This is a genomic window from Xylanibacter ruminicola Ga6B6 (assembly GCF_000687715.1).
Taxonomy (GTDB): domain Bacteria; phylum Bacteroidota; class Bacteroidia; order Bacteroidales; family Bacteroidaceae; genus Prevotella; species Prevotella ruminicola_B.
The window spans coordinates 1-11,623 of the sequence record NZ_JHXD01000039.1; the positions used below are offsets into that span (position 1 = coordinate 1).

Here is an 11,623-nt window from a genome sequence, read left to right on the forward strand (position 1 = left end):
TGTAAGGGGCTCATAACACAACACAGGGGCTCGCCCCTGTGATTTATCCGTTGGCCCTATGAACAATGGTACACCACACAAAACCCGCCCCTGTAAGGGGCTCATAACCTAGCACAGGGGCTTGCCCCTGTGATTAATCCGTTGCCCCTACGTATAAACGGCATTATTTGATATCCCCCAAAAACATTACGTTCTTGGCATTCTTGAAGGCCTTGCGATAATCATCGCCACAGGGCGTGTTGGGCACGGGACCGAACCACTCCTTTTCATAGTTGCGCCACAACAGGAAATAGCTGATGGGATATTGATCCATCTGGGGCTTCAACACCCTGCTGAACCAGGTGGCATCAGGAATATTCTTGAAGCCACACTCCGTCATGGCCAACAATTTGCCGTTATCTTTCGCAAACTGGGTCAGGAAGGTCAGGTCGCTGTTCACGGCCTTGATAAAATCCTGCTCGGTACCCCACTGATAGGCATCCTCACCTATCAGCGTCACGCGATCGTTACCAGGGTAACGCTGCATAAAGCGCTCCAGGGTCCACCCGCCATCCAGATTGGGCGAGTAGCTCCACAACAGATTGCTGAACCCACGCGCGTTCATATAATCCTGCAACAGGTTCCACAGGGCCTTGAATTCGCTGTCGCTACACAGTTTCTGGCCCCACCAGAACCACGAACCGTTATTCTCGTGCCAGGGTCGGAAAATGATGGGCACGGGCTGTCCTGCTTCATCCTTCAGACTCTCGATAAAGTCGGCCACACGCATCATCCACAACTTGAACTTGTCGGCCATCACGCCTCCGGGCAGGATGCTTTTCACTACCTGATTGTTGGTCACGTCCCAGGCCGTACCACCTGTCAGCGGGTTACGTGGGTGCCAGCTGATGGTCACCACGCCCCCACGCTTCACATGCGCCAGCAGCTCATCGTGTATGCGGGTAAAGGGCACGCTGTCCAGATTTTTCTCGTCGCCCATCTCGATGCCGCCCAGCTCAAAACCCATCACGGCAGGATAATCGCCCACGGTCAGCTTCACATCGCTCTTGCCATCCTCATAGGCCCAGCCAATGCCGTAGAACGGGTCGTCCTGGTGTCCGGCCATATAACCTTTCTGCAGCAAGGTCTGCAGTCGGTCGGCCAGTTCGGTGGCGGTGGTCGATTTCAGTTCCTTCAGCAGCCAGGCCTCCCAGGTGTCCCACTGCTCCTGATGCCAGAAGTGCCAGGTGGCCTGATAGGGTTTGATTTCCTTCGGACCCTTTACGATATTATAGGTAGCCCAGGCGCTCGTTGGCGGCACCACATCGTCGTTATAGCCGAACGAGAACCAGCCTTTCTGCTTGCCATCAATCAGTCGCGCAAAGTTCACCCCATCATAATATCTCGAAGTTGTAATTTTTTCATTTTTACATTCTTCCATTTTTACATTATAAAAGTAGTGTGGCCATCCGCAGGCAGCCCCTTTCAGCGAGTTGGTGTGATCGCAAAGAGCCGCATGCACAGGGGCATAGCAGGTCATGCGCTTATCCAATCCGGCACTCACCAGGGTCAGGAATCCACCCTGACTCGATCCCGTCACACCTGCCTTCTCACCGTTCCAGGGGGTGTACTGCTCGATATAGTCCATCGCACGGATACAGCCCATGATCACATGGTGATAGTAGTGCTTGTCGCGATTGTCCATATTAAACTCCCAATAGCCCTGCAACGCACCATTGCCCAGGTTGTCGTACACGCCCTGCTCCATCGTCACGGGGATGCCGTGGATACCAATCTCCAGGGTGATCACCCCCTGCGAGGCCGAATACACATCGCCCCCATAGGGACGCACGCCAGCGCCTGGCACACGCAACAAGGCGGGATACTTGCCCTCGCGCACGGGCACGCACAAGATACCATAGGTACGTGAGCCCCAGCGCTCGTTGTTAAAGCTTACTTCGTACACGTTTACATCCTTCGTACAACGCTCGGGCAGCAAACGCTTGGTGGGGTTCAGGTCGGTTTTTCGGGCTTCTTGGATTGATTTTTGCCAGTACTTTTCGAAATCCTCGGGCATCACGGTCGATGGTTGCAGTTTCTCGGGATTGAAGGCAGCCCCACAGGCCCCACGGTAATCCTGTCCGTTCACATGGGCCGTCACATCCAGACGATAGAATCCCGGTTTCGCCATCGTGCCTTGCAGCTTCAGGGTACCGTCCTTCAGGGTCACGCTTTTGCGGATGTCCTGATACATCTCAGGTCCCATCGCATAATCTATAGCTACGTTTTTAAGTAATGTTCCCTCCTGACGCACCTCGACGGTGAAGTTCACCTTTTCGCCAGTGTTGTATCGCCAGTCAGCATGGTCGGGTTCCACGGTCACCACCACACTGTTTCCACGAATCTGTGCCTGCAGCATCAGCACCGCAGTCATGCAATAAAAAAAAGCAAGTAGTTTTTTCATTTTTAATTACCGATTGTCGTTTTAATTCAATTTTAAGTTTACCGCTGCAAAGTTACGACAACTTTCCCAAACCGCAATACTTTTTTTTGCTCAATCATTACACTTTTCAACTTTTCCGTTTTTATTCCCCCCGCTCGGCTTTCCGCTCGTCGGGGCTTTCCGCCCCTTCTTGCGTCCCTTCGGTAGCAAGCGGCAAAGCCGAGCGGCCGCGGGGCGCTCCCCGAGTGTTTTCAGGTATTAATTAATGCCCCAACGGGGCAATATAACCTAGCGTAGCCCTGAAAGGGCGAAATAACAAAGCGTAGGGGCTCGCCCCTACGAACAATGCCCATTATTTTTTTAAACGCCCCTGTAAGGGGCTCATAACACAGCACAGGGGCTCGCCCCTGTGATTTATCCGTCGCCCCTACGTAAATGGACATAAAAAAAAACGCCCCACATAGGGACGCATAATAGTTATGAGCCCCCTACAGGGGCGGTGGTGGAATGACGTAATTCACGTACGTAGGGGCTCGCCCCTACGCTATGTTATTTTGCCCTTTCAGGGCATTCGATAACCCCCGCTCGGCTTTGCCGCTTGCTACCGAAGGGACGCAAGAACGGGGTTTAATAACCTAACACAGGGGCTTGCCCCTGTGCATCCTGGTACGGATGATACCCGCCCCTGTAAGGGGCTCATAACTAATCCCACGCGTAACGCTCGTCTAATTCGATCTTGTACAACTGGCATAACTTCCGGAACTCATCCTGGAACGTCACCTTTCTGTGATGCTCCTCCTGCCCCTTGATATACGCCACCACGGCATCCACATGACTGTTGCTCACGCTGAATGCCCCATATCCATCCTGCCAACAAAAATGATGAAACGGGTTGTTGTTTTTCTCGTTGATCCATCGCGTCGTGCTCGATTTCACCGTACGAATTATCTTCGACAAATCCATGGTCTTCCCCAACAAAAACAAAATGTGGATGTGGTTGGCCGTACCACCCACCAGAATGGCCGGACATCCGTTGTTGTTGAATATCTCCGCCACATAGGCGTGCACCTCCGGGAGATGCGTTTTGGGAATGGTTTCGGTTCGGCCCTTGGTCGAAAACACCAGATGTACGTAGATTTTTGATAATGATTGTGGCATATGTTTAATTATTATTCGAGGCCAAAGATACGAAATAATCCCAAAAAGGTTGTAACGTTACAACCATTTTAACGATATTTTATATATCAACCCATGTTATGAGCCCCCTACAGGGGCGGTGGATGGTGGAGGTTACGTTCCAATTCGTAGGGCCGAGACCCTACGTTATTTTATTTGACCCCATCGGGGTCATGTCATGCCCTGTAGGGGCTATATAAATTAGCGTAGGGGTTCACCCCTACGTAAACGGGTAACCCGTTTATAAACGCCCCTGTAAGGGGCTCATAACCTAGCCCAGGGGCTTGCCCCTGGGAATCAATCCGCGGCCCCTGGGAATCAATCCGATCACCCCTACGTAAACGGGCCCCCGTTTACCCCCGCCCCTGTAGGGGGCTCATAACTGATTTTACTCGTACCGCTTATCAATCACTTGCCAATTGATGATTTGCCACAGGGCGGCCAAATGGTCGGGTCTGCGGTTCTGATAGTCCAGATAGTACGCATGCTCCCACACATCAAAGGTCAGCAGCGGCTTCAGGCCCTTCTGAATGGGATTGGCCGCATTCGTCTCCTGAGTAATCACCAACTTGCCATCCTTATCGGCCGACAGCCACACCCAGCCAGAGCCAAAGAGCGTTGCCCCACCCTTCTGGAATGCCTCCTTGAACGCCTCGAACGACCCAAAATCGCGCACGATGGCGTCAGCCAATTGTCCTGTAGGCGCATTGTCGGCCTTTGGCGCACCATATTGCCCAAAGTACAGATTGTGGTTCAGGATCTGCCCAGCGTTATTCAACATACCGCCAGAGGCCTTACATACGATTTCCTCCAATGAAGCCTCCTCGAACCCACTCCCAGGAAGCAACCCGTTGAGGTTATTCACATACCCCGCCAGATGCTTCCCATGATGAAACTCTAGCGTCTGCTTGCTAATCACCGGCTCCAATGCGTCGATCGCATACGGTAGCGCCATCAATTCAAACTTTCCCATATCTTTAACATTTTAACAATTTAACATCAGCCCTCTATCAGCTTGTCGGCCAGCGCCTTCAGGGCAGCCTTCTGCTCATCCGTCAGCACCAGAACATCGGTCCCCCAGGCCTCGGCAGGCACAGCAATGCCCACCTGTTCCTTAATCACCTCCGCCTTCATAAAGGTGAGCAACTCCGTGAGTTTGGCCCTGCAATCAGCAGTTGCAGCCTTGCCCCCTGCTCCACTGATAGCCACTCGCTTGCCGTTGATGCACGTGGGCGTACCATAGTCCATCGGCTTCACCGGACGCGACAACCAGTCCAGCAGGTTTTTCAGGTGTCCCGGATAACTCATGTTGTACTCCGGCGTGAAGATCCACAGCCCATCAGCCTCGCTCACCTCCTTTCGAATGCGAGCCACAACCTCCAGTTCCGGCTGCTCGATATCCTGACTCAGCAGCGGCAGTTCGCTATAGTCCAGTTCCTGCACCTCTGCACTCCCATCGATGATTTCCTTAGCCACATCAGCCACCTGTCGGTTAAACGACTTTGCCCTCAACGACCCGATAATAAACAGAATTTTCTTCATACCTCTCTAGTTTTTAGTTATTCATGGTGCGAATATACAACATTTCCGCGAGAGTTCCACCATTTTTTTGCATTTTTTCCGAATTTCGATGTTGGGTGTGGTGATGATGGGGAGGAGATTGATGTGGATGGGCCATTGATCATAGGGCCTCGACCCTACCCAGGGCCAAGACCCTGGGCTAATTTATGAGCCCCTTTCTTGCGTCCCTTCGGTAGCAAGCGGCAAAGCCGAGCGCAGGGGCGATGGATGGGGTGAATGCCCATTCACGTAGGGGCTTGCCCCTACGCTAATTTATATTGCCCTTTCAGGGCATCAATAACCCTGAAGGGGTTTAATAACCTAGCCCAGGGGCTCGCCCCTGGGAATCAATCCGCGGCCCCTATGACTCAATCCGCGAGCCCCTGGGAATCAATCCGATTGACCCTACGTATATCCGGTACGGATAATATAATGCCCCATCGGGGCTAAATAACATAGCATAGGGCCTTGGCCCTATGGTTAATGGGACTCCCCACACCACCGCCCCTGTAGGGGGCTAATAACGACAAAAGGCCGATGCGCTAAGCACCAGCCTTTCTATCTCATATAAAACCTTCTTTCAAGGATTTTCTATCACATCTCTACATAGAATGACGTTGTCTGCAAGAAATCAACCAACGATATACACCTTGCCCCTATAAATTCACAAAGAGCAGGAATTTTCTTAAAAATCTTGCCATCATTCCCTGTTTTCGATTCTTCCGTCACAATACATATCTTGGCCTCCTTGTCATCATGCAACCGGTTATACATAGTGAGTATCAGCTTACCATCCCCACTATTCAAAAAAACTTGCTTCATGATAGAATAGTTCACCTTTCCATTATTCAACAAAGCGGCCACAGCGAAGTTCTTGTCAACCATATTACCAAACTTCTTGGTACTGTATGGCATCAACTCCTTCGTATCAATAATAAGATCTTTTTGCTCTTCTATAAAAGGATAGGCTTTCAGCGCAATACCCTTAGAAGTGAATTTCGCTTCATTCAATATAGCATCAAGAACAATAATCTCCTTATTCTGGAATTTACTACGCACAAAATCGAAAAGCCGTCCGTCTTTGTCAAAAGGATGATAGTAACGTGCCAAGGCCACAAGCGAACTGGTATCAAAATAGTATTCCATCACAAGTAGGCCTCCATCCTTTCAGGTTTCACATTCAACTGCTGGCAAAAAGTCGCCTCATCTATCACACCTCTATAGAGCGCACACTGCATGGTGTCACGAAACAGGTTCGAAATAATGGGGCGTGGTGGTGACACTACCGAATTACTATCTGCCGCCTCCTGCTTTCGTTTCTCCTCAGCCCGTCTCACATTAGCCATGATACCACCTCTCACAAGAGCGTAGTCGTCCTGAGTCATTTTTTTCTCTATCACAAGTCGGGTATAAATGGCAAGCATACTTACATGCGTCGCATCCGACATGCCTTTTATCATGTCGTGGGCATAGTCGTTTCCAGCGTTAGCATATTTTAGACCGTCCAATTTGTCAGCTTCATCACCCATCAACAGGTAGAACGCAAAGTCATTGCACCATTTCTCTATCTCCGACAGACCAGACGACAACTCATCCGAAACGTTTTCAACCTCTTCCACGTTAATCACACAATGTCCCAGTTCGTGTGCCAGCGTAAACAGTTCCCTCTTCAGGCGACCCTGTTGTCTTTTCACAACTATAACATTAGGTGCGATAAAGAAACCTTCAACATTACTCTTCTGTTTCTTATTGAAAGTCTCAACAAATTCAAACACATAAATATTCAGTTTAGCCAACTGATTAATTATGAACTTCAGATGATCCTTCTCGTCCTTATGACTTCTCATCTTCAGCAGTTCACTAATCGCACGAGCCGTTTCCCGTGGGTTGTCTTTTACAGTATATGATGGCAACAAACGCTCAAAAGACACATCTGCCAGCGCATTGTAGGTATCAAGCGTATTTTTCAGGGTTTCAAATTTGTCCACCATTTTCCTGGCTTCCAGATTAAGCTCACCATTAAAGCTCTGTTTCCTGAAGAATATGCTCGCATGATTCCCTTGCGCCACTGGAGTAAAATCAATATAGTAGTATATGCCCTTATTGAATATTTTATCTATACGCTTCAATAAAGTCATAGACAACTCGTTAGTGAACACCTCTTCGCGGTTTAACACCCGTTTATGTCCACTATTAAGCATCGCCAAGAACTCCTCTTCAGAAAGGTTATACAACCTCAAGAGATAGTGCAGACGCTCCAAATTAATTTCTACTATACTGTCCTTAGTCATTTACGTTTTCTGCGTGCAAAGATAGAAATTATTTTCAATATAATCACATTTTTATATCGAATTCTTCTTTTTTGCCTACTTTTTTTATGATTTCGCTCGTACATCGCTCCGTCCGATAGATAATACAAAATGCCCCATCGGGGCTACATAACATAGCATAGGGCCTCGGCCCTACGCTATGCTATTCGACCCCGTTGGGGTCACACAATTCCCTTCTTCCCCATTCGCTAACGCTCATTCCACCCCACCCTCGCTCGTCGGGGCTGTCTGCCCCTTGGCGCGCGCCGGTCCCCGAGTGTTTTAGCATGGTATTAGGCCATGCCCTGAAAGGGCTATATAACATAGCGTAGGGGTTTACCCCTACGTATATCCGGTACGGATAATTATAACGCCCCTGTAGGGGGCGAATAACTGATTATACTCGAATCGTTTTTCGATAAGGGGACATGTATGGATGGTTTACATATCCTCCATACACAGTCCAGCTATGCCCGTTTCGTACTTCCCGTACTCGCCGGTCGCTTCCTTAAACCGCTGCACCTTCTCCTCCAGCAACTTCATGTCCAGTTCATCGCGCTGGCGCTTCACTTCATAAAAGGTCACACGCTTCTCCAAATCGTCAGCCGCTATGATGTCGATCTCGTTCTCCCCCCTGCGGTCCCACCAGCTGTCAATGTGCGTGTATTGCTCACTTTCGCGCATCACCTCCTTGAACCAGCGCTCCAGCACCTTGCCGCTGTAGGTCTCGTAGTCACGCACTACAATCTCGGCCAGCTTCCCGTAGGCATTCGCCTCAATAAAGTAGGTATATTTGTAGATAAAGCGGAACCAGAACTGCAGAAACAGATCGCTCACCGCATATACGATGTTCTTGTTGGCCGACTTCTGGAACATGGGCTTGTTCTTGGCTATCAGCCCGTAGTCGTTCTCCAGTCTCGTCATATAGCCCGACACCTCCACATGCAGAATGCCCTCTATGTTTCCTCTGGTATTGTGACCCGTGGCTATCAGCTTCAGTATGTCGAAATAGCGTCCGTAGTCGCGTCCGAACTCCTCTATCAGCATGTTTTTCCCTTCAGGGATAAAGTACGAGTTACACCTATCAAAAGTATCGAAACCGTCAGTTCGGAACTCACCGTTTCGGTTGCAAAAATACAACATTTTCTCGAATTACCCGTAATTTTCTTTAAAAATTTTCACTCCCATCCCCATTTTTCCATATTTTGCCCCAAACGAGCAAAAAATGCGTATTTACGCAAAAAAAGTAAATAGGGATGAAATCAGAGTTGCTCCCCTTGTCCGGGATTCTGTTATGAGCCCCTTACAGGGGCGGTGGATGGTGGAGGTTACGTTCCAATTCGTAGGGCCGAGGCCCTACGCTATGATATTAGACCCCGTTGGGGTCACGCAATGCCCTGTAAGGGCAATATATCAAAACACAGGGGCTTGCCCCTGTGTATATCCGGCACGGATTAACCCGCCCCTGTAGGGGGCTAATAACCCAGCGTAGGGTAGAAACCCTACGATTGGGGTGCCCACACCCCATATCGCCCCAAACGGATCACAGCGCCGTTTTGAGGGGGATGGGTGAATGAATGGCGTAGGAGACCTGTTACATGATAATTTTCAACTTGGTCCCTACTTAGTCCCAACTTAGTCCCTACTTGGTCCCAACTTAGCGACTGCTTAGTAACATTATTTGTATCTTGACCTGCTACTTGACCTGCATCTTTATAATCAACAGAGTAAATAATCGTCATAAACTTCCTAGGCGCCAATACGAGATTACATGCCAATGGGATCTTGGTGGTGATGGAAAGTGCTTCTATGGTTGGGCTCCTGAAGAAGAGTGGTATCAGAAAGAAATGCGAAAATGAGGGCAGCACACCCTCATTCTCGATATCATGTGATAACCCATTCACCACCTTTATCGCCACCTTTGCGAACAATACGACCGCTCTCACGTAGCTTTCTTACAGTCTTATAGATACTGTTTTCACCAACACCACATAATTCTGCAAGCTCAGCGGTAGTTATCTTACTATTCTCCGAGATTAATCGATATACCTTATCCAGCGTTTTCTCCTTACCTTTCCCCTTAATTTTCTCGTTACTTTTCTCCTTACTTTTCTCGTTACTTTTCTCGTTTACAGGACCATTTACACCCTCATCCATCTTTTCCGTAGTCTTTCCCGTAGCCCTACGGAAAACTATTCTCACAAACCCGCCATTCACCTCATATTCCGGTTCTGGCACGCCCTGTGCTTTGCAGGCATCCACCATACGTCTCACACCCGATCCCCAGCTCTCCAAGAACGACGACCTGTACAGCACCTCTGCTATCAGCGGGTTATATGGGTACGATGCATGCGAACCCTTAATCGTAGCTGGTGTCAGGTCAAGCGGCAACCCGTCCACATAAACATCATCCCCCAGCGTCCTTCTCATTACGCTGCAAATAATCGGTTGTGTAATTATGTAATACATCCCCCCTCTTACTTGTCCCCTCCGCACAAAATTATCCAGCCACAAAAGCACCATTTTAGTCTCTTACGGCTGGATATTTTTTTATGTTTCTACTTGCCACAACTCAGTCATGGCAATGGTGTACAGAACTCGTCTAAATTGCGAGTTGGTCTATAGTCTTCAAACTTATCAACAGGAAATTTGCCGTCGTTAATAACTATGGCATCGTGCATGAACTTGTTACAGTCATCATTAGAAAAGATCCCCCTACGTAATGCAATAGTCAGGATGTCCATTACACCAATATGTTCGATGGAGAACTCTTCACAATAGTCGGCTACATCACGGAAATTGCTGCTAGCAATGACATCTTTTTCAAATCTGGCTATTGCCAAACAGGCACGTTCTCCTGCTGTTTACGATCCTCAAAAATAGGGTGATGAATAGATTCACGATAAACATCATCAACAATATATAGGTGGTGTGGGCTGAGAATCCTCGGTAGCACGTCAATCTTCGCCGTTGACATAAAATGCGAGATAACATCAGAGTCAAGCAGGATAATCTTACTCTTAGCCATTTATTTTACCTCCTTATTAAGTTGCATATCGTCAATGAGCGACACGTATTTTGACCTAGAAATCAGTCCCTTGTCAAAGAGTCCGCGGGCCTTTATGTTATAGTCTCCGCATATCTCAGTTATGCCAGTTGATTCATAAAGGCTTGTGTTATAGCCATACTCATTTGCTGAACGCTTTACGTTTTCAATATATGAACTAATCAATTCTTCACTTATCCATCCCAAATCTTTCAGGCGATACAAAAGAGTAGCCCTTGAACAACGAAAATGCTGTTCTAGTTTCAAGATAGTTCCAAGTGTTATGCGGTCTTTTCGCTGTTCTTCTACGGGAGCCAGCATCTTAAGTCCTGCTTCTGGCAGCAGCAGGAACGAGGCAAAGATATTTGCATTGCGCTCCTCTCGTTCCTTGGTTCTAGAATACTCAGAATCATCAACGGATTTACTAAAATTCTGTTGATAAAGCAGATGATAGAACTCATGACAAGCCGTGAAACGCTGTTTGCAGTAGATATCGTTAGTGTTGATTAGCATGAAGCGATGTGCTTGTTGCTCACCTTCGTGCTGAATCTTTATGGCCATCCCCGAAATATCATCATCCAAAGGACGAAAAGAACATAGGATACCAGTCGTACGAAGTGCTTTATGGATACTTACTGGTTCAAACAAACTGATTTGCAACTCTCTAGTGCGAAACTCATTGGCAAGGTTTTCAAGTACGAGCTTATTCATGACGACGTTCTATATCACACATATCAAGGTAATTCTTAACAAGTTTCTGGAAAGAGGCTATCTGAGCAAGGTTCTTTACCTCACCGTTTTTTCGGAATGCGAAAGCCATATCAGCCTGTAGCTGTGGTTTGTTGCATGTAAGTATATCATACTCTTCCACGCCATAAACAGCAGCAAGTTTTTCTAGAGAATCCTGTGAAACTACAGTATCACCACTCTCGTAATGATTATAAGCCGGTTGGCTAATGCCCAGATAGGAACTGATTTGCTCCTGACTGTACCCCATCCTATTACGCAATTCTTTCAGTACAGAGCCGATTTCATTGTTGTTTGCCATAAGTTTTTAGGTTGCAATGATTTCCGTTTTGTTCATTTCCGGCGCAAAGTTACAAAAAAAAA

The 11,623-nt window shown here is 48.2% G+C and carries 10 protein-coding genes; all 10 read right to left on the bottom strand.

The window, feature by feature from the left end:
• Positions 1-163: 163 nt before the first annotated feature.
• Entirely contained in the window at positions 164-2,443 is a 2,280-nt protein-coding gene (locus tag T500_RS17455) for a glycosyl hydrolase (RefSeq protein WP_080694920.1), read from the bottom strand.
• Between the two features lie 681 nt (positions 2,444-3,124).
• On the bottom strand, positions 3,125-3,580 hold the full coding sequence (gene tnpA / locus T500_RS0114305; RefSeq protein ID WP_028908670.1) for an IS200/IS605 family transposase: 456 nt from the start codon (positions 3,578-3,580) through the stop codon (positions 3,125-3,127).
• A 406-nt stretch (positions 3,581-3,986) separates the two neighbouring features.
• Positions 3,987-4,571 (bottom strand): superoxide dismutase, encoded by a 585-nt coding sequence (locus T500_RS0114310; protein ID WP_028908671.1) that lies wholly within the window; start codon positions 4,569-4,571, stop codon positions 3,987-3,989.
• Between the two features lie 26 nt (positions 4,572-4,597).
• Positions 4,598-5,140: an NADPH-dependent FMN reductase gene (locus T500_RS0114315; RefSeq protein WP_028908672.1), complete on the bottom strand. Its 543-nt coding sequence runs from the start codon at positions 5,138-5,140 to the stop codon at positions 4,598-4,600.
• 612 nt (positions 5,141-5,752) lie between these two features.
• Positions 5,753-6,304 carry a DUF4411 family protein gene (locus T500_RS0114320; RefSeq protein WP_028908673.1) on the bottom strand — a complete coding sequence of 184 codons (552 nt, stop codon included), beginning with the start codon at positions 6,302-6,304 and terminating at the stop codon, positions 5,753-5,755.
• On the bottom strand, positions 6,304-7,146 hold the full coding sequence (locus T500_RS0114325; protein ID WP_196243526.1) for an ImmA/IrrE family metallo-endopeptidase: 843 nt from the start codon (positions 7,144-7,146) through the stop codon (positions 6,304-6,306). The genes T500_RS0114320 and T500_RS0114325 overlap by 1 nt, the downstream gene beginning before the upstream one ends.
• A gap of 762 nt (positions 7,147-7,908) precedes the next feature.
• Entirely contained in the window at positions 7,909-8,514 is a 606-nt protein-coding gene (locus T500_RS16120; RefSeq protein ID WP_230580922.1) for a DUF234 domain-containing protein, read from the bottom strand.
• 837 nt (positions 8,515-9,351) lie between these two features.
• Positions 9,352-9,897, bottom strand: coding sequence for an ATP-binding protein (locus tag T500_RS0114340; RefSeq protein WP_028908676.1), 546 nt, complete (start codon positions 9,895-9,897; stop codon positions 9,352-9,354).
• A gap of 598 nt (positions 9,898-10,495) precedes the next feature.
• Complete coding sequence (locus T500_RS0114355) at positions 10,496-11,224, bottom strand: ImmA/IrrE family metallo-endopeptidase (protein ID WP_028908679.1); 729 nt, start codon at positions 11,222-11,224, stop codon at positions 10,496-10,498.
• Positions 11,217-11,561 (bottom strand): helix-turn-helix domain-containing protein, encoded by a 345-nt coding sequence (locus T500_RS0114360; protein ID WP_028908680.1) that lies wholly within the window; start codon positions 11,559-11,561, stop codon positions 11,217-11,219. Before T500_RS0114360 ends, T500_RS0114355 begins: the two co-directional genes overlap by 8 nt.
• Between the last annotated feature and the right edge of the window lie 62 nt (positions 11,562-11,623).